We start from the raw sequence: 23,776 nt of genomic DNA on the forward strand, positions 1-23,776 counted from the left end.
GTGCAGGCGGGCCGCCGGGGTCAGGCACAGCCAGTCCAGCAGAGTCGCCGCCGGGGCCACCGTGTGGAGGAGCTGGAGGGCCGCCCACTGCAGGTGCCAGCGTTCCGGGGGCGTCGTCGCGCCGGTCATGGAGAACGGGGGCGTGCCGTGGGCCAGGAGCAGGTGGTAGGCCAGGGCCGAGACCAGCGTGTAGAGGAGGGCCGCGCCGGACAGCCAGGGGGAGAGGGGGCGGCGGGCTCGCCATGCCCGTGAGGCCGAGATGAACATCGTCAGGGCCAGCAGCGCGTTCGCCTGTACGGCGAAGTAGCTCAGGGCGTGCGGTGGCGTGCTCCGGAGGATCGCCAGGGTGACGCCGGCCGTCGCGATCAGTGCCGTCAGCAGGCGGAACAGCGCTGCCCTCGGGCGGTGGGACGGGGCCAGTACCGCCGTGGCCGGCACCGGGGGGCGCAGCAGCGGGGGTGTGGTGGCCCGGACCGCGGGCAGGTCCGGGATCTCCCTGGGTATCGGGGCGGTCATGCCCTCACGCTAGGAGCGGGGGTGGTGAGGGGCCATGTGGCCTAGCCCGAGCGGGTGAGGGCGGCAGTCGCATCGGCCACCGCCGCTTACCCGGGCCATTCGAGTTGCCGAGGGCTGCGCGCCCCCCTCCGCGCTACCCCTTCGCCACCAACGTCAGCAACGTCGCCTCCGGCGGGCACGCGAAGCGGACCGGGGTGTAGCGGTTGGTGCCGCAGCCCGCGGAGACGTGGAGGTAGGAGGTGCGGCCCTCCGCGGTGTGGGTGGAGAGGCCCTTCACGCGGTCCGTGTCCAGGTCGCAGTTGGTGACCAGCGCGCCGTAGAAGGGGATGCACAGCTGGCCGCCATGGGTGTGACCGGCCAGGATCAGCGGATAGTCGTCCGCCGTGAAGGCGTCGAGGACGCGCAGGTAGGGGGCGTGGACCACGCCGAGGGAGAAGTCGTACGAGTCGGTCGGGCCGCCGGCCACCCGTGCGTAGCGGTCGCGCTTGATGTGGGGGTCGTCCAGGCCGGTCAGCTCGATCGATACGCCGTCGATCTTCAGGGCGCCCCGGGTGTTGGTCAGGTTCACCCAGCCCGCCTCGTCGAAGCCGTCCCGCAGGTCCTCCCACGGGTTGTGGATGGCGCCCACGGCCGGCTTGTTGCCGTTCAGGCCGTGGCGGCCGTTCGCCTTCTCCAGCAGGTAGCGGGCGGGGTTGCGGAGTTTGGGGCCGTAGTAGTCGTTGGAGCCGAAGACGTACGCGCCGGGGAACTCCATCAGCGGGCCCAGTGCGTCCAGCACCTCCGGCACGCCCTCGGGGTCCGACAGGTTGTCACCGGTGTTGATGACGAAGTCCGGGCGCAGGCCCGCCAGCGAGCGCAGCCAGCGCTGCTTCTTGCGCTGTCCGCTCACCATGTGGATGTCAGACACCTGGAGCACGCGCAGCGGGTGCATGCCCGGCGGGAGGACGGGGACGGTCACCCGTCGGAGGCGGAAGGAGCGGGCCTCGAAGCCCGCCGCGTACACCAGACCGGCGGCGCCTGCCGCCATGATTCCCAGGGGGACTCCGTATCGCGCGCGCATATGACCATCGTGTCAGACCGCAGGGGGGCGGTGAGACCGCCCGGCCCCTAAATCGGCGGGCGTCCGGCCCGCCGCACCTGAGACAATCGACCACATGACCACCAAGCTCAAGTCGAAGCTGCAGGACGACCTCAACACCGCGATCAAGGAGCGCAACGAGCTCCGCTCCTCGACGCTCCGGCTGACGCTCGCCGCCATCACCAAGGAGGAGGTCGCGGGCAAGGAGAAGCGGGAGCTGTCCGACGACGAGGTCCTCAAGGTGATCACCCGGGAGGCGAAGAAGCGCCGCGAGGCGGCCGAGGCGTTCGCGCAGGGCGGTCGCGCCGAGTCGGCGGACCGGGAGAAGGCGGAGGGCGAGGTGCTCGCCGAGTACCTGCCCAAGCAGCTGTCCGACGAGGAGCTGAACGCGATCGTCGCCGAGGCCGTCCAGGAGGCGAAGGCGGCGGGTGCCGAGGGGCCGAAGGCCATGGGCGCCGTGATGAAGATCGTGAACCCGAAGGTGGCCGGGCAGGCCGAGGGCGGCCGCGTCGCCGCCGCGGTGAAGAAGCGCCTCCAGGGCTGAGCTCGCGGAAGCTCCTCCAGGGCTGAGCCCGCGGACGCCGGTGCGTCCGGCGGGTACGACGGTGGGGCCGCCCCCTCGGGAAGAGGGAGCGGCCCCACCGTCGTGTCAGTGGACCGGAGTCCGGCGGACGCCTACCGCCGGCCCCCGTTCCCGTGTCCGTTGCGGCCCCCGTTCGTCTGGCCCTGGATGAGGGTGCCGGGGAGGGTGAAGGTCGGGTTCGGGTTGGGGCCCCCGGTGCCGCCGCCCGTCGCGGCGCCGCCCGGCAGTCCGCCGAGCAGTCCGCCGATCACCTGTCCCGGGTCGCCGGTGGTGCCGCCGTGCTGCCCGCCGTTGCCCCGGTCGTGGCCGTTGCCCGGGTTGTTGTCGTCCGGGATGTCGACCAGGTTGAAGTCCTGCACGGGCTTGCCCTCCAGGGCGCCGTTCATCATGTCGCGCCAGATCGGGCCGGGGACCTCACCGCCGAACACCTTGTCGTGCGGGACGCCGCCGATGGTGATGTTGATCATGCGGCGCCGGTGCTGCGGGTCACCGACCCAGACCGCGCCCGCCATGTTCGGGGTGTAGCCGACGAACCAGGCGGCGAAGCGCTCGTCCGTCGTACCGGTCTTGCCCGCGCTCGGGCGGTCGCCGAGACCGGCCTGCTGACCGGTGCCGTCCTCGACCACGCCCTTGAGCAGCGTGCTGACGGTGTCCGCGGTCTTCTCCGACATCGCGCGCGAGCACGTCGACTTCGGCACCGGCAGGGACTTCACCCGGCTGCCGGTCGTCTGGGTGATCGACTCGATGGCGATCGGGGTGCAGTACATGCCGCGCGAGGCGAAGGTGGCGTACGCGCTCGCCATCGTCAGCGGGGACATCTCCTGGGTGCCGAGGGCGATCGAGGGGGCCTGGTCGATCTTGCGGCCGTCGGAGCGCGCCACGCCCATCTTCTTCGCCATGTCGATCACCGGGCAGATGCCGATGTCGCTGATCAGCTGCACGTAGTAGGTGTTGACCGACTTCGCGGTCGCCTCCTTCATGCTGTACGGGCCGTGCTCCGTCTCGTTCTCGTTGGTCAGCTTGGCCGGCTTGCGCGGATCGTTCTTCCAGGTCTTGCCGTCACAGGCGGCCACCGGGCTCGGGTACGGCATCTCGTACGGCGACGAGTACTCCTGCGTCGCCGGCTTGCCGCCCTCGAGCGCGGCCGCCGCGACGATCGGTTTGAACGTCGAACCGGGCTGGTAGCCCGCGCCGCCGCCCATGCTCTGGTTCACCGACAGGTTGATCTGGGTCTCGTCGGTGCCGAAGCCGTACGGCCGGGACTGGCCCATGGCGAGGATCTTGCCGGTGCCGGGCTCGACGATGGTCGCTGCCGTCGCCACCTGGTCGGACTTGTAGACGTGGTCCTTGATGGAGCTCTGCACGGACTGCTGGGCCTGCGGGTCGAGCGTCGTACGGATCGTCAGGCCGCCCTGGTTCCACAGCTTGGCGCGGGCCTCCTTGGTCTTGCCGAAGACCGGGTCGGTCAGGAAGACCTCGCGCACGTAGTCGCAGAAGAAGCCGGCGCCCTGCACCGCGGTGATGCAGCCGTTCTTGGGCCGGCTGGTGTTCAGCCCGAGCGGCTGCCGCTTGGCCTGGGCGGCCTCCTGCGGGGAGATGTCGCCCAGCTCGGCCATGCGCTGGAGGACGATGTTGCGCCGCTTGGTGGCCTCCGCCTCGTCGTTGACCGGGTCGTAGCGGCTCGGCGACTGCACGATGCCGGCCAGCAGCGCGGATTCCTGGAGGTTCAGGTCCTTGGCGTGCTTGGAGAAGTACCGCTCGGAGGCGGCCTCCACGCCGTAGGCCTGCTCACCGAAGAAGGTGATGTTCAGGTAGTTCTCCAGGATCTTCTTCTTGCCGAGCTTCTCCTCGATCTGGATCGCGTACTTCAGCTCACGGATCTTGCGGCCCATGGTCTGCTGGGTGGCCTCGGCGACCTTCGTCGGGTCGTCGCCGGCCTCCTCGATGAAGTAGTTCTTCACCAGCTGCTGGGTGAGCGTGGAGGCGCCCTGGGCGACCCCGCCCTCCTGCGCGTTCTTGTTCAGGGCGCGCAGCACGCCCTTGAGGTCGATCGCGCCGTGCTGGTAGAAGCGCGAGTCCTCGATCGCGACGATCGCCTTCTGCATGTACGGCGAGATGTCCTTGAGGTCGACCACCGTACGGTCGCGCGAGTAGATACTCGCGATCTGCCGGCCCCGGCTGTCCAGGATCGTGGTGCGCTGGCTCAGCTGGGGGCTCTTCAGGTTGTCCGGGATCTCGTCGAAGCTCTGCACCGAGCCCTTGGCCGCGAGACCCAGTGCGCCGGCCCCGGGCAGCGCGATGCCCGCCATCACGGCTCCCGCGAGGACACTGACACCGAGGAACTTCGCGGCCTGCTGCAGCGGCGACAGACCACCGCCCGAGCGCTTCTTTGGCATGGGGGCAGCCTAATCCGTACTCCTGAACGTTTTGAGGGAGCGGCTTGCCTTCGGGATGTTCCGGTGCCGTCCTGCCCTCGCCGGGCCGCCTGACCTGCCTACGTTTCCATTTCCCGGACAGGCGCGCAGCCCTTGGCCTAAGCTGCTCCCAACTGTCACGGCAGTACGGCCCCGTGCCACCGCGTCCGGCGTTCCCGAATCGTTCCGCACCACCCCTGTCGTGTGCCGAGGTATGTCCGAATGCGCCTCGTGTGTCACCCGATGCCCGCTGTGGCGCACCGCAGCTGTCCTGGTATGCCGGGATGGTCGCGCATGTCGCCAGCTCACTCCCGCGGGTGATCTGCCGCTTACCCATAGTCCGTTCGGGCCATTCAAGATTGGGCCCGAAGGGGGTGTTGCGCTGTCCCCACCTTCCGTAACGTCCTCAACTGGCGGCGGTGAATATGCCGCTGCCGCCGTGGGGGAGCCTCGATTCGGGAGAGGACGGCGCCGGTATGGGCTGGGTTACCGACTGGAGTGCGCAGGCTGCCTGCCGCACTACCGATCCGGATGAACTGTTCGTTCAAGGAGCAGCGCAGAACAGAGCCAAGGCGGTGTGCACCGGATGCCCGGTACGCACCGAGTGCCTGGCCGACGCGCTGGACAATCGCGTCGAGTTCGGCGTGTGGGGAGGCATGACGGAGCGGGAGCGCCGCGCACTGCTGCGCCGGCGACCCACCGTGACCTCGTGGCGCAGGCTGCTGGAGACCGCCCGCTCGGAGTACGAGCGGGGCACCGGGATCATGCGCCTCGACAGCGACGAGGTGTACGACGAGTACGCGGCGGTCAGCTGAGGGCCTGGCCGACTGAGAGCACGGCCGGCCGAGAGCATGGCCGACCGACGCCACCGGCCCAGCGCCCGGGTCCGGCCGAGAGCCCCGGGCGGCCGCATGGTCCCGCGACGCCCGGTTGGTCCGGCCGTGTGACGACGGCTCCGCTGGTACGGCGGTGCGACGACGGCTCTGCCGGTTCGGCGCGGTGTTACGACGGCTCCGTTCGCCCCGTCGCCGCGCCCGCCGCGAGCCGGTCGCCGATGTCGCGCAGGCCCGTGAGGTCATGGACGTCACCGGGGAGCGCGGGGACGTCGACCACCGCCACCTCGGGGTGGCGCGCGGTGAAGCGGTCGCGTGTGCGCTGCTCGCGCGCCAGCAGATGCATGCGTTCGGCGTGCAGCCTCAACAGGCCCGCGGCGAGCCGGTCGACGGAACGTTCCTGGTCTTCCTGGTCTTCCTGATCGGCGGGGGAGCCTGTGTCGGAAGCGTCGGCACCGGTTGCGTCCTCGGCTGCGGGAGATGATGAACTGCCGCACGTGTCGGGGGAGTTACGAAGTCCAGCTTTCCCGCCCCCCTGATCCACAATGCCGGGGTCCGCAAGATTTTCCGCGGCGTCCAGCGCCCTCTCGGCCGACAGCCCGCCGGCTCCGGTGCCGTGCACCCGGTTGAGCACCAGCCCCACCAAGGGCATGTCCTCCGCGGCCAGCCGCTCCACGAAGTACGCGGCCTCGCGCAGCGCGTCCCGCTCCGGGGCCGCCACCACCAGGAACGCCGTGCCGGGCGCCTGGAGCAGCTTGTACGTGGCGTCGGCGCGGGTGCGGAAGCCGCCGAAGGTGGTGTCCATCGCGGACACGAACGTCTGGACGTCCTTGAGGAGCTGGCCGCCGAGGAGCTTGCCCAGGGTGCCGGTCATCATCGACATGCCGACGTTCAGGAAGGCCATGCCCGCGCGGCCGCCCAGCTTGGCCGGCGCGGTGAGCAGACGGATCAGCCGGCCGTCCAGGAAGGAGCCGAGCCGCTTGGGGGCGTCCAGGAAGTCCAGGGCCGAGCGGGACGGCGGGGTGTCGACCACGATCAGGTCCCACTCCTCCTTCGCGCGCAGCTGGCCCAGCTTCTCCATCGCCATGTACTCCTGCGTGCCCGCGAAGCCCGCCGAGAGCGACTGGTAGAAGGGGTTCGCCAGGATCGCGGCGGCCCGCTCCGGGTCCGCGTGCGCCTCCACGACCTCGTCGAAGGTGCGCTTCATGTCGAGCATCATGGCGTGCAGCTCGCCCGTGCCGTCGGTGCCCTTCACCCGGCGGGGCACGTTGTCGAGGGAGTCGATGCCCATCGACTGGGCCAGTCTGCGCGCCGGGTCGATGGTGAGCACCACCACCTTGCGGCCCCGCTCGGCCGCGCGCAGGCCCAGGGCGGCCGCGGTCGTGGTCTTGCCGACCCCGCCCGAGCCGCAGCACACCACGATGCGGGTCTTGGGGTCGTCCAGCAACGAGTCGATGTCGAGCACCCGGGAGGAGGCGAGTCTGCGGCCCGCCACCTCCCGGTCCTCGGTCTCGGCGTGTTCCTCGGCCGTCATGACACCCCCTGCTTCCGCAAGTCGGCGGCGAGTTCGTACAGGCCCGCCAGGTCCATTCCCTCGGCGAGCAGCGGCAGTTCGTGCAGGGGCAGGCCCAGCTCGCCGAGGACCGCACGCTGCTCCTGCTCCAGCGCGTACCGCTCCGCGTACTCGGCGGCCTGCGCCAGCAGCGGGTCCACCAGTTTCTCCGCGTGTCCGCCGCGCCGGGCGCCGCCGAGCCCCGCGGCCGACAGGGACCGGGCGACGGAGGAACGCTCCACCGTGCGCACGAGTTCCAGGTCCGCGGCGTCCAACACCTCGGGCCGGACCATGTTCACGATGACCCGGCCCACCGGCAGCCGCGCCGCGCGCAGTTCGGCGATGCCGTCGGCGGTCTCCTGGACGGGCATCTCCTCCAGCAGCGTCACCAGGTGGACCGCGGTCTCCGGGGACTTCAGGACGCGCATCACGGCCTGCGCCTGATTGTGTATCGGGCCGATCTTCGCCAGGCCCGCGACCTCGTCGTTGACGTTGAGGAAGCGGGTGACGCGGCCGGTCGGCGGGGCGTCCATGATCACGTAGTCGTAGACGAAGCGGCCGGCGCGGTCCTTGCGGCGCACCGCCTCGCACGCCTTGCCGGTGAGCAGGACGTCCCGGATGCCCGGCGCGATGGTGGTGGCGAAGTCGATGGCGCCGAGCTTCTTCAGGGCTCTGCCGGCGCCGCCCAGTTTGTAGAACATCTGGAGGTAGTCCAACAGGGCCAGTTCGGCGTCTATGGCCAGGGCGAACACCTCCCCGCCCCCGGGCGCTACGGCGATCTTCCGCTCCTCGTACGGCAACGCCTCCGTTTCGAAGAGCTGGGCGATGCCCTGCCGGCCCTCGACCTCCACGAGAAGCGTCCGCTTCCCCTCGGTCGCGAGGGCCAGCGCGAGTGCGGCGGCGACCGTCGTCTTTCCGGTCCCGCCCTTGCCGCTGACGACCTGGAGCCTGCTCACGTCTTCGAGACTAACCAGTCCGGCCGACGGTCACGCGGGAGGCTGTGGATAACGGGGGAGACGGCGGGGGAGTGATCGGTCACAGCGGCTACAGTCGGCCCCATGACCAAGTGGGAATACGCAACCGTGCCGCTGCTCGTCCATGCCACGAAGCAGATTCTGGACACCTGGGGCGAGGACGGCTGGGAGCTCGTCCAGGTCGTGCCCGGGCCGAACGCCGAACAGCTCGTCGCCTACATGAAGCGGGAGAAGCAGGCATGAGCGCGGTCGAGGAGAAGCTGGCCGCACTGGGCCTGAGCCTGCCGGAGGTCGTGCCGCCGCTGGCCGCGTACCAGCCGGCCGTGCAGTCCGGCGTGTACGTCTACACCGCCGGCCAGCTGCCGATGGTCGACGGCAAGCTGCCCGTCACCGGCAAGGTGGGCGCCGAGGTCACGGCGGAGGAGGCCAAGGACCTGGCCCGCGTCTGCGCGCTGAACGCGCTGGCCGCCGTGAAGTCCGTGGCCGGCGACCTGGACCGGATCGCGCGCGTGGTGAAGGTCGTCGGGTTCGTCGCCTCCCAGGCAGACTTCACCGGCCAGCCGGGTGTCGTCAACGGCGCCAGCGAGCTGCTCGCCGAGGTCCTCGGCGACAAGGGCGTGCACGCCCGCAGCGCGGTCGGCGTCGCGGTGCTGCCGCTGGACGCGCCGGTCGAGGTCGAGATCCAGGTGGAGCTGGCCGAGTAGTCACCTCGGTGGCCCGGTGGCCCGGTGGATCCCCCGGTTCCGCTCCGGCCCCGGGTACCTCTCGAACATTCGCCCTACACGGGATAGCCTCCGGCCATGGCGAACGGTCAGTGGTACCCCCCGGAGTGGCCGGACCGCATCCGCGCGCTCGCGGACGGCGCCCTCACCCCGGTGTCCCCCAAGCGCGCGGCGACGGTCCTCCTGCTCAAGGACACCGAGGCCGGACCGGTCATCCACATGCTGCGCAGACGCGCCTCCATGGCCTTCGCCGGAGGCGCGTACGCGTACCCCGGGGGCGGCGTCGACCCGCGCGACGACGACACCCGGATCCGCTGGGCGGGCCCCACGCGCGCGTGGTGGGCGAAGCGGCTCGGGGTGGACGAGGCGGGCGCCCAGGCCATCGTCTGCGCGGCCGTACGGGAGACGTACGAGGAGGCGGGTGTGCTGCTCGCCGGGCCCGGCCCGGACACGGTCGTCGGCGACACCACCGGCGCCGACTGGGAGGCCGACCGCGCCGCCCTGGTCGCGCGCGAGCTGTCCTTCGCCGAGTTCCTGCACCGGCGCGGTCTGGTGCTGCGCTCGGACCTGCTGGGTGCCTGGGCCCGCTGGATCACCCCGGAGTTCGAGGACCGCCGCTACGACACCTGGTTCTTCGTGGCCGCCCTGCCGGAGGGCCAGCGCACCCGCAACGCCTCCACGGAGGCCGACCGTACGGTGTGGACCCGTCCGGCCGAGGCCGCCGCCGGGTACGACCGGGGCGAGTTGCTGATGATGCCGCCCACCATCGCCGCCCTGCGCGAGCTGCTGCCCTACGGCACCGCCGCCGAGGCGCTGGCGGCCGCCGACGCGCGCGATCTGACACCGGTGCAGGCGACCGCCCGGCTGGTGGACGGCGAGATCGTGCTGTCCTGGCCGGGGCACGAGGAGTTCACCAAGCACGTTCCGGCCGGGGCGAAGGCCGCCGACGCGACCGGTGGAGGCCAGGCATGACCCACGCCGGCGCGCTGCCGGGCCAGCCCAGGGGAGCGGTCGGTTCGGGCCCCGCCACCGAGCGGGCCGTGAACGTCCTCGCGCCCAACGCCTCCGCGATGACCCTGGACGGCACCAACACCTGGATCGTCGCCGAGCCCGACTCCGACCTGGCCGTGGTGATCGACCCGGGCCCGCTGGACGAGGGGCATCTGCGGGCGGTCGTGGACACTGCCGAGAAGGCCGGCAGGCGCATAGCCCTGACCCTGCTCACCCACGGCCACGAGGACCACGCCGAGGGCGCCGCCCGCTTCGCGGAGCTGACCCGCACCCGGGTGCGGGCGCTCGACCCGGCGCTGCGCCTCGGCGACGAGGGCCTGGCCGCGGGCGACGTGATCACGACCGGCGGCATCGAGCTGCGGGTCGTACCGACCCCGGGGCACACCTCCGACTCGCTGTCCTTCCACCTCCCGGCCGACCGGGCGGTGCTGACCGGGGACACCATCCTCGGGCGGGGCACGACGATGGTGGCCCACCCCGACGGGCGGCTGGGCGACTACCTGGACTCCCTGCGCCGCCTGCGCTCCCTCACGGTGGACGACGGCGTGCACACCGTGCTGCCGGGCCACGGGCCGGTCCTGGAGGACGCACAGGGCGCCGTGGAGTTCTATCTGGCCCACCGCGCCCACCGGCTCGCCCAGGTGGAGACGGCGGTCGAGAACGGCCACCGCACCGCGGCCGAGGTCGTCGCCCACGTCTACGCCGACGTGGACCGCTCCCTGTGGCCGGCGGCGGAGCTGTCGGTACGGGCCCAGCTGGAGTACCTGACCGAGCACGGGCTGATCTGACCGGCGGCCCCGGCCGGTCCGGTCGGCGGTCGCTAGCCGGCGGGTTCGTCCTCCGGCCGCGGGGCCTTCACGCCGTGCACGCGCGCGTACTCGGCGGCGAGCCAGGGGCCCAGGTCGTCCACGTACGTCCGCAGCACCTCCGGATCGCCGACGGGCTCGTGGCCGTGGCGGGCGGCCGTGCGCAGTTGGGCGGCACGCCCCGGGTAGTACGCGCCGCAGACCTCGGCCATCTCGGGCAGATCGCTCGTCCAGCCGTTCCAGCGGGGCATGACGAGGGTGAAGCCCGTTCGGACGAGGTGCCGGGACATGAAGCGCACCAGGGGCCGCAGGGCCGCCTCGCCGTCCCCGGCGTCGGCGATCCGCCGCCGCCAGCGGGGCAGCAGACGGCCGAGGTCGCCGTTGGTCTCGCGGGCGAGCAGCGAGTCGGGACCGTAGCGGGGCAGGTGGTCGGCCAGGTCGGCGCCGAGCAGCGGGGTGCACAGACAGGCCACGAACCAGCCCAGGTCGTACCGCTCCTGCTCGCTCAGCAGCCGCCGCCGGCCGTACAGCAGCGCCCCGACCCCGTCGATCTGCGGAAACTCCCGGTCCAGGGCCGCGCCCAGGGTGCGTACGACCGCGTGGTCGGCGTCCGCTGGCTCCTCGCGCAGGACGACGAACAGGTCCAGGTCGCTGCGGCCGGGGCGGGCGGTGCCGCGGGGGATCGAGCCGTAGAGGTACGCGCCGTCCAGCCGCGCCCCGAAGACCTCCGGCAGCCGCTCACGGACGGCGGCCACGACGGGGCGGAAGGCGACGGGTACGCGGGCCAGGGAGCCTTCCCGGGCGATGAAGCCGTGGGGGTCCAGGCCGCGCGGGCGGGGTGGCTGGGGCATGGGGTCACTGTGCCGCACGCCCTCGTCGCGGGCAGCCGGTTTTCGCCCTCGGGGGAGGGCCGCCCCAGAGCGCTCGGCCGGGACGCGGGCCCGGGCGGGCCCGCCCTGCGTGTCGTACCGGCCGGGACCCGTGTCGGCGGGTCAGCGCGAGCGCTTCGCCAGCCGCTCCACGTCCAGCAGGATGACCGCCCGCGCCTCCAGGCGCAGCCAGCCGCGCTGGGCGAAGTCGGCCAGGGCCTTGTTCACGGTCTCGCGGGACGCGCCGACCAGCTGGGCCAGCTCCTCCTGGGTGAGGTCGTGGACGACGTGGATGCCCTCCTCGGACTGCACGCCGAAGCGGCGCGACAGGTCGAGCAGGGCGCGCGCGACGCGGCCGGGGACGTCGGAGAAGACCAGGTCGGACATGGCGTCGTTGGTCTTGCGCAGCCGGCGGGCGACGGCGCGCAGCAGGGCGCCGGCCACCTCGGGGCGGGCGTTCAGCCAGGGCTGGAGGTCACCGTGGCCGAGGCCGAGGAGCTTGACCTCGGTCAGCGCGGTGGCGGTCGCCGTGCGCGGGCCCGGGTCGAACAGCGACAGCTCGCCGATCAGCTCGCCGGGACCGACGACGGCGAGCATGTTCTCGCGGCCGTCGGGGGAGGTGCGGTGCAGTTTGACCTTGCCCTCGGTGACGACGTACAGGCGGTCGCCCGGGTCGCCCTCGTGGAACAGGGAGTCGCCGCGAGCGAGGGTCACCTCGCTCATCGAGGCGCGAAGCTCCGCGGCCTGCTCGTCGTCGAGCGCCGCGAAGAGCGGGTTGCGCCGCAGAACGTCGTCCACGAGTTCTCTCCTATTCGACCTGCTCAGGGGATCTTGCATCCCCTGTGTGCCAGGGGACCGTGTTCTCATTTTGCCGGACGGTCCAAACAGTGTGATCTGTCACAAGGATGCCGCACGGGTGTGCCGGGGTAAGCGTCAGGGGTCCAATCGGGGGCCGATCTCCGGGGTCCGAGGCGGATGCCGGTGGCGGGCTCTAGGCTGGCCGAGTGTCCAAAACGCCGGTGAGAGCACAGGCCAAGGGGGCTTAGCGGGTGGTTGTACGTCGCGATTCCGCTGTGGGCGAACAGGGTCCCGAAGGCAGTAAGAAAAGTAGAAAAAAGGCTGAGGTGACTAAAAAGTCGGCTTCGGCCAAGAAGACGGGAACTGCCAGGAAGGCGTCCCCTGCCGGGAAAACGGCCTCCGTCCGGAAGGTCACCCCGGTCAAGAAGGCCGTGGCCACCGGCGCGTCGGTGGCCGTCGAGAAGGCCGCGCCGGCGAAGAAGGTCGCCGTCGAAGCGCCCGCCGGGGAGTCCCGCACCGCCCTGGTCCGCCGGGCCCGCCGGATCAACCGCGAGCTGGCCGAGGTGTACCCCTACGCCCACCCCGAGCTGGACTTCGAGAACCCCTTCCAGCTGCTGGTCGCCACCGTGCTGTCGGCCCAGACCACCGACCTGCGCGTCAACCAGACGACCCCCGGGCTCTTCGCCCGCTACCCCGCGCCCGAGGACCTGGCCGCCGCCGACCCGGAGCAGGTCGAGGAGATCCTGCGCCCGTGCGGGTTCTTCCGGGCCAAGACCAGGTCGGTCATAGGGCTGTCCAAGGCGCTGGTGGAGGACTTCGGCGGCGAGGTGCCGGGACGGCTGGAGGACCTGGTCAAGCTGCCCGGAGTCGGCCGCAAGACCGCGTTCGTCGTGCTCGGCAACGCCTTCGGACGGCCGGGGATCACCGTGGACACCCACTTCCAGCGGCTGGTGCGGCGCTGGAAGTGGACCGCGGAGACCGACCCGGACAACATCGAGGCCGCCGTCGGCGCGCTGTTCCCCAAGAGCGACTGGACCGACCTGTCCCACCACGTCATCTGGCACGGCCGCCGCATCTGCCACGCCCGCAAGCCCGCCTGCGGCGCCTGCCCGATCGCCCCGCTCTGCCCGGCCTACGGCGAGGGCGAGACCGACCCGGAGAAGGCGAAGAAGCTGCTGAAGTACGAGAAGGGCGGCCTGCCCGGCCAGCGGCTCAAGCCCCCGCAGGCGTACCTCGACGCGGGTGGCAGGCCGGCGCCGCCGCTGGGGGCCGCGTGACGGAACGATCGCGGCGCCCTCGGCGTTGGAAGAAGGCAGAGCGAGGGGGTGGGCGATGACGCGGGCCAGTGAGGCGCGGGACGGTGCGGTGACGCTCGACAGCCGGGGATTGCCCGCCTGGCTGGACCCGGTGGTGAGCGCGGCGGGGACCATCCAGCCGCTCCAGCTCAGCCGCTTCCTGCCGCCGGAGAACGGCTCGGGCCGGCAGTCCGCCGTGCTGATCCTGTTCGGGGAGGGCGAGCGCGGCCCCGAGCTACTGCTCATGGAGCGCTCCGGCTCCCTGCGCTCGCACGCGGGCCAGCCGTCGTTCCCGGGCGGCTCGCTCGACCCGGAGGACGGCGATCCGCGCGGCGAGGGCCCACTGCGGGCCGCGCTGCGCGAGGCCGAGGAGGAGACCGGGCTCGACCCGGCCGGGGTGCAGCTCTTCGGTGTGCTGCCCCGGCTGTACATCCCGGTCAGCGGCTTCGTCGTCACCCCGGTGCTCGGCTGGTGGCGCGAACCCAGCCCGGTCGGGGTCGTCGATCCCAACGAGACGGCGCGGGTCTTCACCGTCCCCGTGGCGGATCTCACGGACCCCGCCAACCGCGCGACCGCCGTCCACCCCCGGGGCCACCAGGGCCCGGCATTCCTGGTCGAATCGGCCCTCGTGTGGGGTTTCACGGCCGGGGTGATCGACCGCCTGCTGCACTACGCGGGCTGGGAGCGGCCATGGGACCGGGAGAAGCGGGTCCCGCTCGACTGGCGCGCATGACAGGGTGATCCCCGTGCTGTCTCTTTCCCGGGGACGCTGGGTCCCTCTGCCCTGCGGGGGCGGGCCGGACGCCTCGTCCGAGCCGCGGGAAGCGGAACGGAGTAGGCGAGGCCTGAAGCGGTGAACGTGCTGGACATCCTGTTGCTGGTCGCGGCCGTGTGGTTCGCGGTCGTGGGCTACCGCCAGGGCTTCGTCGTGGGCATCCTGTCGGTCATCGGCTTCCTGGGCGGCGGCCTCGCCGCGGTGTACGCGCTGCCCGTCGTCTGGGACGCGGCGACCGGGAACTCGGAGGTGAACACCACCGCGGCCGTCGTCGCCGTGGTCGTCGTCATCGTCTGCGCCTCCGTCGGCCAGGCCCTGACCACCCACCTCGGCAACAAGCTGCGCCGCCACATCACCTGGTCACCGGCCCGCGCCCTGGACGCCACCGGCGGCGCGCTGGTCAACGTGGCGGCGATGCTGCTGGTCGCCTGGCTGATCGGCTCCGCGCTGGCCGGCACCACCCTGCCGACCCTCGGCAAGCAGGTGCGCGGCTCCAAGGTGCTGCTCGGGGTCTCCCGGGCGCTGCCCGCGCAGGCCGACACCTGGTTCGCGGACTTCTCCTCGGTCCTCGCCCAGAACGGCTTCCCGCAGGTCTTCAGCCCGTTCTCCGACGAGCCGATCAAGGATGTCCAGCCGCCCGACCCGGCCCTCGCCGGCAGCCCGGTCGCCACCCGCGCCCAGCGCTCCATCGTCAAGGTCACCGGCACCGCCCAGAGCTGCGGCAAGGTCCTGGAGGGCTCAGGCTTCGTCTTCGCGGACCGCCGCGTGATGACCAACGCGCACGTCGTCGGCGGCGTCGACGAGCCGACCGTGCAGATCGGCGGCGTGGGCCGGCGCTACGACGCGAAGGTCGTCCTGTACGACTGGAAGCGCGACATCGCCGTGCTCGACGTACCCGACCTCAAGTCGAACGCGCTGAAGTTCACCGGTGACGAGGCGACCGGCGGCGACGGCGCGATCGTGGCCGGCTTCCCGGAGAACGGCGCGTACGACGTGCGCGCGGCGCGCGTGCGCGGGCGGATCTCGGCCAACGGACCCGACATCTACCACCGCGGCACCGTCCGCCGTGACGTCTACTCGCTGTACACGACCGTGCGCCAGGGCAACTCCGGCGGCCCGCTGCTCACCCCCGACGGCAGGGTGTACGGGGTGGTGTTCGCCAAGTCGCTGGACGACGCCGAGACCGGGTACGCGCTGACGGCGGACGAGATCCGGCCGGACATCACCCGCGGCCGTACGGCGAACGAGCAGGTGGACACGGACCGCTGCGCCCTGTGAGCGGACGGTTCAGCCGCGCGGGTGACGCAGACGCACCGAGACCCAGCGGGCCCGGCGGCGCAGGATGTGCGGAATCCCCACGCGGAGGTCCGCCTCCGCCAACTGCGGGGTGCCTCGCTGAGGCGTGCTCAGACCCGCGGCCGAGCGGCGGTTGCGGGGTGCGTCACTGTAGTCGTGCGTCCAGCCCATACCCCTGCGTGTGCCCCCGACCCATGGTCCATAACCGCTTGGACGACGGCCAATTGGCCTATGCGGCAGGCATGTGGCCGCAGGGGGGACAACCGGCGTGGAACCGGATACTCCACGCATCGCTGCCGTCACCCGGTCGTCACCGGTCGGGCTCGGGGTCCTTCAGCCAGTTGATCAGCTCGGTGGAGAACGCCACCGGGTCCTCCTCGTGCGGGAAATGCCCGAGCCCGTCGAACAGCCGCCAGCGGTACGGCGCTTCGACGTACTCCCCGGAACCGGCCGCGCTCCGCGTGCGGGTCACTGGATCGAGTGAACCGTGCAGATGCAGCGTGGGCACCCGCACCGGCCGCTTCATCCTGCGGTAGAACTGCACGCCGTCCGGGCGGGCCAGGGAGCGCACCAGCCAGCGGTACGGCTCGACCGAGCAGTGCGCGGTGGACGGGATGCACATGGCGCGCCGGTACGCGAGCACCGCCTCGTCCTCCGGGGCCCGGGGCCCGGACCACTCGCGGACCAGACGCCCCACCAGCTCCCCGTCGTCCGCGGTGAGTTGACGCTCCGGGATCCAGGGGCGCTGGAAGCCCCAGATGTAGGAGTTGGCGGCCGTCTGCCGGGCGTCCCGCAGCATCGCCGAGCGCCAGCGCCTCGGGTGCGGCATCGACACCACCGCGAGCCGCCGGACCAGCTTGGGCCGCATGGCCGCCGCCGTCCACGCCAGGTAGCCGCCGAGGTCGTGACCGACCAGCGCGGCGTCCGGCTCGCCGAGCGAGCGGATGACGCCGGTGACGTCCAGGGCGAGGTTGGCGGGGTCGTAGCCGCGGGGCGTGCGGTCGCTGCCGCCGACGCCCCGCAGATCCATGGCCACCGCCCGGTAGCCGGCGTCCGCCAGCGCGATCAGCTGGTGCCGCCAGGTCCACCAGAACTGCGGGAAGCCGTGGAGCAGCAGCACCAGGGGACCGTCGCCGAGCTCCGCGATGTGGAAGCGGGCGCCGTTCGCGGCGACGTCCCGGTGGATCACCTTGTGTCCGTGCGGCAGGTCGATCCGTACGGCCGAGGGATTCGCGGGGTCCGTCATGAGGACGAGCGTGCCACAGCCTCGATGGCCGCGGGGGTGCGATCCTCGGGAAGCTCCGGGCGCGGGTGCGGCTTGGCCTTCCCGAGGACGTTCGCCGACTGCTTCATCGACGCGGCGACCTTCTGCGGGCCCCGGCCCTTCTTGGCCTTCTTGGCGAAGACCACGCCGATCAGCGCGAGGAGGCCGGCGACCAGCACATTGGCCGCGAAGGACAGCACGAAGCAGATCGCCAGGTTCCAGTGGGTCCAGGTGCGGATGCCGTAGGCCAGCGCGAAATTGAGCATCGGCAGGGAGAACACCAGGACCGCGCCCGCCAGCGAGAACGCGCCACCGCTGGTCGCGCCGCGCTTCACGTCCTGCTTGAGCTGGGCCTTGGCCAGCGCGATCTCGTCGTGCACCAGCGCCGACAATTCGGTCGTCGCGGAGGCGAACAGCTGGCCGATGCTGCGTTCGGCGCCGACCGGGCTGCCGTCGGGTGCGCTCATCGCGTTCTCCCTTACGAGTCTTCTCGTCTCCCTGAGCCGTTGGGGCGAGCCGTCATGGCGCCGCCGCCCCGCTCATGGGGACCGTCTTGATTTGTACCGTCTCGTCAGATCATGCCGGACGGCCGCCCTCCTCGCCTGCCCCGCCCGGCACTTCCACACGCCCGTCACCCGCGGCGGCCGTGCGCTCGGCGGCGATCCGCCGGTGTTCGGCGGCCCTGCGCTCCAGGATCTCGGCCATGCGCAGGTGGTAGGCCGGGTCGTCCTGCTCGTAGACGTCCGGCACGCCGTCCAGGTCCTCGTCGCGGTCCTCCGCCTCGCACAGCCGGCGGTACTTGGCGTTGCGTATCTTCAGCAGCACGGTGGCACAGGCCGCGGCGATCAGCGATCCGGTGAGGACGGCCGCCTTGGTCTCGTCGGTCAGCAGCACGTTCCCGTCGTAGGCCAGTTCGCCGATCAGCAGGGAGACCGTGAAGCCGATCCCGGCGAGCGAGGCCACCGCGAAGACGTCCGCCCAGGCGAGGTCCTCGCTGAGGGAGGCGCGGGTGAAGCGGACGGTCAGCCAGGTGCCGCCGAAGATGCCGAGCGTCTTGCCGAGGACCAGGCCGAGGACCACGCCCAGTGTCTCGGGCCGGGTGAACAGGTCCCCGAGGGCCCTGCCGGACACCGTCACGCCCGCGCTGAACAGTGCGAACAGCGGCACGGCGAGCCCGGCCGACAAGGGGCGCGCGAGGTGCTCGATGCGCTCGCCCGGCGAGCGCTCCTCGCCCTCGCGGGTGGTGCAGCGCAGCATCAGGCCCATCGCCACGCCGGCGATGGTGGCGTGCACGCCGCTGTTGTACATCAGCGCCCAGTTCACCAGCGCGAGCGGCAGGTACACGTACCAGCCCCGCACCCCCTTGCGCAGCAGCAGCCAGAAGACGGCGAGCCCCACGAACGCGCCGCCGAGCGCGGCGAAGTTCAGCCGGTCGGTGAAGAAGACCGCGATGATCAGGATGGCGAAGAGGTCGTCGACGACGGCGAGGGTGAGCAGGAAGGCGCGCAGGGCGCTGGGCAGCGAGGTGCCGATCACCGCGAGGACGGCGAGGGCGAAGGCGATGTCGGTGGCGGTGGGCACCGCCCAGCCCCGGGTGGAACCGTGCCCGGCGAGGTTGGTGACGGTGTAGACGAGCGCCGGTACGGCCATGCCGCACAGCGCGGCCACCACGGGCAGCACGGCCGCCTTGGGGTCGCGCAGTTCGCCGGCGACCAGCTCGCGTTTGAGTTCGATGCCGGCGACGAAGAAGAAGATCGCCAGGACACCGTCGGCGGCCCAGTGGGCGACGGAGAGGTCCAGGCCGACGGCGGCGGGGCCGAAGCTGAAGTGGCTGACCGCCTCGTAGCTGTGGCGCAGGGCGGGGATGTTCGCCCAGACCAGTGCGGCCATGGCGGCGAGCAGCAGGATGACGCCGCCGACGGTCTCCGTGCGCAGCGCGTCCGCGACGAAGGTCCGCTCGGGCAGGGACAGGCGTCCCAGGGCCTTGCGGGCGGTGTTCGGGGTGCGGGGCGCGGACACGGTGGGGACCTCCGGGAAGTGGGCAGGACGGCTTTCATGCCGACCAGACTTCCCGGCGCACCCCATTTTGGATCTTGTCGCGCTCCTGGCGCTTTTATTACTTTACCTAAATTGTCAAAAGATCGGAACCGTTGAGCCCGGCGGGCGGTACCGCTGAGCCCGGCGGACGGACTCGCATGGAGTCTGCGGCCGGAGGGGGCACCGGGCACCTGGTGTGTCCGGTGCCGCCCCCCAGCCGGGTCGGCTCAGTCCTCGCTGGTGGTGGTGGGGAGTTTGGACTGGATGAGGTCCATGACGCTGGAGTCGGTGAGGGTGGTGACGTCTCCGAGTTGGCGGTTCTCGGCGACGTCGCGCAGGAGGCGGCGCATGATCTTGCCGGAGCGGGTCTTGGGGAGTTCGGCGACGGGCAGGATGCGCTTGGGTTTGGCGATGGGGCCGAGGGTGGCGCCGACGTGGTCGCGGAGTTTGCCGGCCAGTTCGGTGGTCTCGGCGGTGGTGCCGCGCAGGATGACGAAGGCGACGATGGCCTGGCCGGTGGTCTCGTCGGCGGCGCCGACGACGGCGGCTTCGGCCACGGCGGGGTGGGAGACCAGCGCGGATTCGACTTCGGTGGTGGAGATGTTGTGGCCGGACACCAGCATCACGTCGTCGACGCGGCCGAGCAGCCAGATGTCGCCGTCCTCGTCCTTCTTCGCGCCGTCGCCGGCGAAGTACTTGCCCTCGAAGCGGGACCAGTAGGTGTCCTTGAACCGCTGGTCGTCGCCCCAGATGGTGCGCAGCATGGAGGGCCAGGGCTCGGTGAGGACGAGGTAACCGCCGCCGCCGTTGGGGACCTCGTTGGCCTCGTCGTCGACGACGGTGGCGCTGATGCCGGGCAGCGGGCGCTGCGCGGAGCCGGGCTTGGCCTCGGTGACGCCGGGCAGCGGGGAGATCATCATCGCGCCGGTCTCGGTCTGCCACCAGGTGTCCACGACCGGGGTGCGGTCGTGGCCGATGTGCTTGCGGTACCAGACCCAGGCCTCGGGGTTGATGGGCTCGCCGACCGAGCCGAGGACCCGCAGGCTGCTCAGGTCGTACTTGGCGGGGATGTCGTCGCCCCACTTCATGAACGTGCGGATCGCGGTGGGCGCGGTGTAGAGGACGGAGACCTTGTACTTCTGCACGATCTCCCAGAAGCGGCCCTGGTGCGGGGTGTCCGGGGTGCCCTCGTACATGACCTGGGTGGCGCCGTTGGCCAGCGGCCCGTAGACGATGTAGGAGTGGCCGGTGACCCAGCCGACGTCGGCGGTGCACCAGTACACGTCGGTCTCGGGCTTGAGGTCGAAGACCGCCCAGTGGGTGTAGGCGACCTGGGTGAGGTAGCCGCCGGAGGTGTGCAGGATGCCCTTGGGCTTGCCCGTCGTACCCGAGGTGTACAGGATGAACAGCGGGTGCTCGGCGCCGAACGCCTCCGGCGTGTGCTCGGCCGACTGGCGGGCGACCAGGTCGTGCCACCACACGTCGCGCGTGTCGTCCCAGGCGATGTCCTGGCCGGTACGGCGCACCACCAGGACGTGCTCGACGTTGCCGGCCTTCGCGACCGCCTCGTCCACGGCGGGCTTGAGCGCGGAGGGCTTGCCGCGCCGGTAGCCGCCGTCGGAGGTGATGACGACCTTGGCGTCGGCGTCCTGGATGCGGGTGGCGAGCGCGTCGGCGGAGAAGCCGCCGAAGACGACCGAGTGGGCGGCGCCGATGCGGGCGCAGGCCAGCATCGCGATGGCGGTCTCGGGGATCATCGGCATGTAGACGGCGACCCGGTCGCCCTTGCGGACCCCGAGTTCGAGCAGGGCGTTGGCGGCGCGGGAGACCTCGTCCTTGAGCTCGGCGTAGGTGAGGGCGCGGCTGTCGCCGGGCTCGCCCTCGAAGTGGATGGCGACCCGGTCGCCGTGTCCGGCCTCCACGTGCCGGTCCACGCAGTTGTAGGCGACGTTCAGTTCGCCGTCCTGGAACCACTTCGCGAACGGGGGGTTCGACCAGTCCAGCGTCTCGGTCGGCTCCTTGGCCCAGGTCAGCCGGCCGGCCTGCGCGGCCCAGAACCCGAGCCTGTCAGCCTTGGCCTGTTCATACGCCTCCGCCGTGACATTGGCGTTGGCTGCCAGGTCGGCGGGGGGCGCGAACCTGCGTTCTTCCTTCAGCAGGTTGGCCAGGCTCTCATTGCTCACGACATCCGCCTTTCGAGGGTGTCCGATGTGTCCCAAGCCACAGCTCATCAGACACGAGGGGGCGATGACAAGGGTCGTCGAGAAAATTGGTTTAGACCTGTGCTGCGCGAGGTGGTCGCCGTCCGGAGCGGGGGGTGACGTTGCGTAAAGAGTAGGCAATGCCACGTAAAGATCGTGTATGGCTTTTCGTGGCGAATAGCCCACTCGATCCCTCTCTGCGGTGAATAAATCATTTGATCAGCTTGTCGCCCTTATTCCTTCCCGGCTCCGTGCGATCTTGGCGGAACCGTCGGTGCAATCCCGGCGGATCACCACAAAGAGCCCTCATCGGCTTTCGCCTGAGAGGTCGTCTGAGAGAAGGAAGAAGGTGGGCGGAACATGGCCGCCACCCAGAGGATCGCCGTCGGCGCCGTGGTCGCCGCGGCCTGTGCCGCCTCGCTCACAGGTTGCGGGGCCGACTCCAACGGTTCCGGGCAAGGGACCTCCGGCCCGCAGCAGGGGGCGCCGGCGGCGCCCGCCCCGAAGAGCGTGCTCCGGCTGATCGGCGACGGATCGACCGCGTACACCGGTGCGCAGCCCCATCTGCCGCGGCCCGAGCGCCTGAAGCCCGGTCAGAAACCACCGCAGTTCGTCGTCTTCTCCTGGGACGGCGCGGGAGAGGACAGCCAGAAGCTGTTCTCGCACTTCCGCAAGGTCGCCAAGGAGAACAACGCCAACATGACGTTCTTCCTCAGCGGGGTGTACCTGCTGCCGAAGGAGAAGCGCGACCTGTACAAGCCCCCGCAGCACTCGCCGGGCAGCTCCGACATCGGCTTCAACGACCAGCAGGGAATCGCCGACACCGTCAAGCAGGCGCGGCTGGCCTGGCTGGACGGCAACGAGATCGGCACCCACTTCAACGGCCACTTCTGCGGGCCCGACGGCGGGGTCGGCACCTGGTCGGTGGACGAGTGGAAGAGCGAGATCTCCCAGGCCAAGCAGTTCGTGGAGAACTGGAAGACCAATGCGGGCATGAAGAACGCCGCCCCGCTGCCCTTCGACTACGAGAAGGAGCTGATCGGCGGCCGCACCCCCTGCCTGGAGGGGCAGAAGAACTTCGTGAAGGCGGCCCGCCAGCTGGGCTTCCGCTATGACTCCAGCGGGGTCGACAACCAGCTCTGGCCGAAGAAGAAGGACGGCCTGTGGGACCTGTCGATGCAGCTGGTCCCCTTCCCCGGGCACGACTACGAGCAGTTGACCATGGACTACAACTTCATGATCAACCAGTCCGGCACCCAGACCCAGGGTGACCCCGACAAGTTCGACTACTGGGGCGACCAGGTGCGCGACGGCCTCGTCCAGGGCTTCTACCGGGCCTACGACGGCAACCGCGCACCCCTGATCATCGGCAACCACTTCGAGTCCTGGAACGGCGGCACCTATATGCGCGCCGTCGAGGACACGGTGAAGGAGGTCTGCAACAAGCCCGAGGTCCGCTGCGTCTCCTTCCGCCAGCTGGCCGACTGGCTGGACGCGCAGGACCCCAAGACCCTCGACAAGCTGCGCGGTCTGAAGGTGGGCGAGGCGCCCAGGCAGGGCTGGGCGTCCTTCCTCTCCGGCCGCCCGGCTCCGGCGCCCAAGGGGGTCCCCGGGGCGCCGGCCGTCAAGGGGTAGGCGTCAGGCGGGAGCCGAAACGCTCGCGTCGGCACCGGCTTCGACGTCCGCGTCGATGTCTTCGCCGAGCAGTCCACCGGCGTTTTCACCGCGCCGTTCGCCGCTCTCCTCACCGGGCCGTTCGCCGGCGTCTTCGCCGATGTTCTCGCCGAGCACGAAGCCGGGGTCGACCTGCGCCGCCAGGTCGGCCCCGGTGCGCTCGTTGCCCCACGACTCGGCGTTCTTCAGGTGGAAGTGCACCATCTGCCGGGTGTAGCGCTCCGGGTCCCGCCGCTCGTAGGTGGCGTCCGCTGTGGCCCGAAGGGTCTTCAGGGCACGGGCGTTGTCCTCCTCCAGGAGGTCGAATCGGGGCGGGCGGCCCTTCTCCATGGCCCGCACCCAGTCCGAGCGCCCGACGGTGACCAACAGGTCGTCCCCGACCTCCGCGCGCAGGAAGTCGATGTCGTCCTGCTCCTGGATCTTGTTGCCGACGACCTTCAGGGCGACGCCGAAGTCGCGGGCGTACTCCTTGTACTGGCGGTAGACGGAGACCCCCTTGCGGGTCGGCTCGGCGACGAGGAACGTCATGTCGAAGCGGGTGAACATGCCGGAGGCGAAGGAGTCCGAACCCGCGGTCATGTCGACCACCACGTACTCGTCGGGGCCGTCGACGAGGTGGTTCAGGTACAGCTCCACCGCTCCCGTCTTGGAGTGGTAGCAGGCCACACCCAGGTCGGCGTCGGTGAAGGGGCCGGTGACCATCAAACGGACGGCGCCGCCGTCGAGTTCCACCGGACGCGCGCAGGCGTCGTAGACCGGATTGGGCTCGCGCACCCGGACCAGCCGCGAACCCCGGCCCGGCGGGGTGGTCTTGATCATGGTGGCGGCGGAGGCGATGCGCGGGTTGGTGCCGCGCAGGTAGTCCTTGATCAGCGGCAGCCGCTCGCCCATCGCGGGCAGTGCGGCCGCCTCGGCCTCGTCGAGGCCCAGGGCCGGGCCCAGGTGCTGGTTGATGTCGGCGTCGATCGCGACGACGGCGGCCCCGGCCGCGGCGAGGTGACGGATGAAAAGGGAGGAGAGCGTGGTCTTGCCGCTCCCGCCCTTCCCGACGAAAGCAATTTTCATGTTCACGAAGCGT

At 71.1% G+C, this 23,776-nt stretch carries 23 protein-coding genes; 10 read left to right on the plus strand and 13 right to left on the minus strand.

The window, feature by feature from the left end:
- Both FRZ03_RS11140 and FRZ03_RS11145 read right to left on the minus strand, forming a co-directional pair.
- Nucleotides 1–516, minus strand: a 516-nt coding sequence (locus FRZ03_RS11140; RefSeq protein ID WP_146465013.1) for a Pr6Pr family membrane protein, incomplete at its 3' end; no start/stop codon positions are given.
- 133 nt (nt 517–649) lie between these two features.
- The gene (locus tag FRZ03_RS11145; protein ID WP_146464984.1) at nt 650–1,576 is read right to left on the minus strand and encodes a metallophosphoesterase; all 927 of its coding nucleotides are present in this window, start codon (nt 1,574–1,576) and stop codon (nt 650–652) included.
- A 94-nt stretch (nt 1,577–1,670) separates the two neighbouring features.
- Here FRZ03_RS11145 and FRZ03_RS11150 point away from each other — a divergent pair, with 94 nt between their 5' ends.
- Complete coding sequence (locus FRZ03_RS11150) at nt 1,671–2,138, plus strand: GatB/YqeY domain-containing protein (RefSeq protein WP_146464985.1); 468 nt, start codon at nt 1,671–1,673, stop codon at nt 2,136–2,138.
- A 131-nt stretch (nt 2,139–2,269) separates the two neighbouring features.
- On the opposite strand, the gene FRZ03_RS11155 is transcribed toward FRZ03_RS11150, so the two are convergent.
- Nucleotides 2,270–4,573 (minus strand): transglycosylase domain-containing protein, encoded by a 2,304-nt coding sequence (locus tag FRZ03_RS11155; RefSeq protein WP_186785354.1) that lies wholly within the window; start codon nt 4,571–4,573, stop codon nt 2,270–2,272.
- A gap of 494 nt (nt 4,574–5,067) precedes the next feature.
- Here FRZ03_RS11155 and FRZ03_RS11165 point away from each other — a divergent pair, with 494 nt between their 5' ends.
- Nucleotides 5,068–5,406 (plus strand): WhiB family transcriptional regulator, encoded by a 339-nt coding sequence (locus FRZ03_RS11165; RefSeq protein ID WP_070022059.1) that lies wholly within the window; start codon nt 5,068–5,070, stop codon nt 5,404–5,406.
- Nucleotides 5,407–5,593: 187 nt separating this feature from the next.
- On the opposite strand, the gene bagB is transcribed toward FRZ03_RS11165, so the two are convergent.
- On the minus strand, nt 5,594–6,958 hold the full coding sequence (gene bagB / locus FRZ03_RS11170; RefSeq protein ID WP_146464986.1) for an ATPase BagB: 1,365 nt from the start codon (nt 6,956–6,958) through the stop codon (nt 5,594–5,596).
- On the minus strand, nt 6,955–7,932 hold the full coding sequence (bagA, locus tag FRZ03_RS11175) for an ATPase BagA (RefSeq protein ID WP_146464987.1): 978 nt from the start codon (nt 7,930–7,932) through the stop codon (nt 6,955–6,957). Before bagA ends, bagB begins: the two co-directional genes overlap by 4 nt.
- A gap of 102 nt (nt 7,933–8,034) precedes the next feature.
- Here bagA and FRZ03_RS11180 point away from each other — a divergent pair, with 102 nt between their 5' ends.
- The 4 genes from FRZ03_RS11180 to FRZ03_RS11195 all read left to right on the plus strand — a co-directional run bounded on the left by FRZ03_RS11180 (nt 8,035) and on the right by FRZ03_RS11195 (nt 10,471).
- A complete protein-coding gene (locus FRZ03_RS11180) occupies nt 8,035–8,193 on the plus strand; it encodes a DUF4177 domain-containing protein (protein ID WP_146464988.1) in 159 nt (52 codons plus the stop codon).
- Nucleotides 8,190–8,654, plus strand: coding sequence for a RidA family protein (locus tag FRZ03_RS11185; protein WP_146464989.1), 465 nt, complete (start codon nt 8,190–8,192; stop codon nt 8,652–8,654). The genes FRZ03_RS11180 and FRZ03_RS11185 overlap by 4 nt, the downstream gene beginning before the upstream one ends.
- Before the next feature lie 96 nt (nt 8,655–8,750).
- On the plus strand, nt 8,751–9,644 hold the full coding sequence (locus tag FRZ03_RS11190) for an NUDIX hydrolase (RefSeq protein ID WP_146464990.1): 894 nt from the start codon (nt 8,751–8,753) through the stop codon (nt 9,642–9,644).
- Nucleotides 9,641–10,471 (plus strand): MBL fold metallo-hydrolase, encoded by an 831-nt coding sequence (locus FRZ03_RS11195; RefSeq protein ID WP_146464991.1) that lies wholly within the window; start codon nt 9,641–9,643, stop codon nt 10,469–10,471. The genes FRZ03_RS11190 and FRZ03_RS11195 overlap by 4 nt, the downstream gene beginning before the upstream one ends.
- Nucleotides 10,472–10,503: 32 nt before the next feature.
- Here the strand turns inward: FRZ03_RS11195 and FRZ03_RS11200 are convergent, their stop codons facing one another.
- Both FRZ03_RS11200 and FRZ03_RS11205 read right to left on the minus strand, forming a co-directional pair.
- Complete coding sequence (locus FRZ03_RS11200; protein WP_146464992.1) at nt 10,504–11,340, minus strand: nucleotidyltransferase domain-containing protein; 837 nt, start codon at nt 11,338–11,340, stop codon at nt 10,504–10,506.
- A gap of 141 nt (nt 11,341–11,481) precedes the next feature.
- Nucleotides 11,482–12,156, minus strand: coding sequence for a Crp/Fnr family transcriptional regulator (locus tag FRZ03_RS11205; protein WP_014674022.1), 675 nt, complete (start codon nt 12,154–12,156; stop codon nt 11,482–11,484).
- 275 nt (nt 12,157–12,431) lie between these two features.
- Between FRZ03_RS11205 and nth the strand changes: the two genes are divergently transcribed.
- The 3 genes from nth (at nt 12,432) to FRZ03_RS11220 (ending at nt 15,504) form a co-directional block, all read left to right on the plus strand.
- Entirely contained in the window at nt 12,432–13,433 is a 1,002-nt protein-coding gene (gene nth / locus FRZ03_RS11210) for an endonuclease III (RefSeq protein ID WP_398660116.1), read from the plus strand.
- A gap of 55 nt (nt 13,434–13,488) precedes the next feature.
- Complete coding sequence (locus FRZ03_RS11215) at nt 13,489–14,184, plus strand: NUDIX hydrolase (protein ID WP_146464994.1); 696 nt, start codon at nt 13,489–13,491, stop codon at nt 14,182–14,184.
- Between the two features lie 120 nt (nt 14,185–14,304).
- On the plus strand, nt 14,305–15,504 hold the full coding sequence (locus tag FRZ03_RS11220) for a MarP family serine protease (protein WP_146464995.1): 1,200 nt from the start codon (nt 14,305–14,307) through the stop codon (nt 15,502–15,504).
- 9 nt (nt 15,505–15,513) lie between these two features.
- Here the strand turns inward: FRZ03_RS11220 and FRZ03_RS40230 are convergent, their stop codons facing one another.
- The 5 genes from FRZ03_RS40230 to acs all read right to left on the minus strand — a co-directional run bounded on the left by FRZ03_RS40230 (nt 15,514) and on the right by acs (nt 21,006).
- Entirely contained in the window at nt 15,514–15,693 is a 180-nt protein-coding gene (locus tag FRZ03_RS40230) for a hypothetical protein (protein ID WP_070022044.1), read from the minus strand.
- A 139-nt stretch (nt 15,694–15,832) separates the two neighbouring features.
- Complete coding sequence (locus FRZ03_RS11230) at nt 15,833–16,768, minus strand: alpha/beta fold hydrolase (protein ID WP_146464996.1); 936 nt, start codon at nt 16,766–16,768, stop codon at nt 15,833–15,835.
- A complete protein-coding gene (locus FRZ03_RS11235) occupies nt 16,765–17,253 on the minus strand; it encodes a phage holin family protein (RefSeq protein ID WP_146464997.1) in 489 nt (162 codons plus the stop codon). Before FRZ03_RS11235 ends, FRZ03_RS11230 begins: the two co-directional genes overlap by 4 nt.
- A gap of 109 nt (nt 17,254–17,362) precedes the next feature.
- Nucleotides 17,363–18,805 carry a Na+/H+ antiporter NhaA gene (nhaA, locus tag FRZ03_RS11240; RefSeq protein WP_186785356.1) on the minus strand — a complete coding sequence of 481 codons (1,443 nt, stop codon included), beginning with the start codon at nt 18,803–18,805 and terminating at the stop codon, nt 17,363–17,365.
- 245 nt (nt 18,806–19,050) lie between these two features.
- A complete protein-coding gene (gene acs, locus FRZ03_RS11245; RefSeq protein ID WP_146464999.1) occupies nt 19,051–21,006 on the minus strand; it encodes an acetate--CoA ligase in 1,956 nt (651 codons plus the stop codon).
- Between the two features lie 378 nt (nt 21,007–21,384).
- Between acs and FRZ03_RS11250 the strand changes: the two genes are divergently transcribed.
- A complete protein-coding gene (locus FRZ03_RS11250; RefSeq protein WP_146465000.1) occupies nt 21,385–22,659 on the plus strand; it encodes a polysaccharide deacetylase family protein in 1,275 nt (424 codons plus the stop codon).
- Between the two features lie 3 nt (nt 22,660–22,662).
- On the opposite strand, the gene FRZ03_RS11255 is transcribed toward FRZ03_RS11250, so the two are convergent.
- The gene (locus FRZ03_RS11255; protein ID WP_261398879.1) at nt 22,663–23,763 is read right to left on the minus strand and encodes an ATP-binding protein; all 1,101 of its coding nucleotides are present in this window, start codon (nt 23,761–23,763) and stop codon (nt 22,663–22,665) included.
- Nucleotides 23,764–23,776 lie beyond the last annotated feature (13 nt).

The sequence above is a fragment of the Streptomyces misionensis genome (genome assembly GCF_007896895.1).
GTDB classification, from domain to species: domain Bacteria; phylum Actinomycetota; class Actinomycetes; order Streptomycetales; family Streptomycetaceae; genus Streptomyces; species Streptomyces misionensis_A.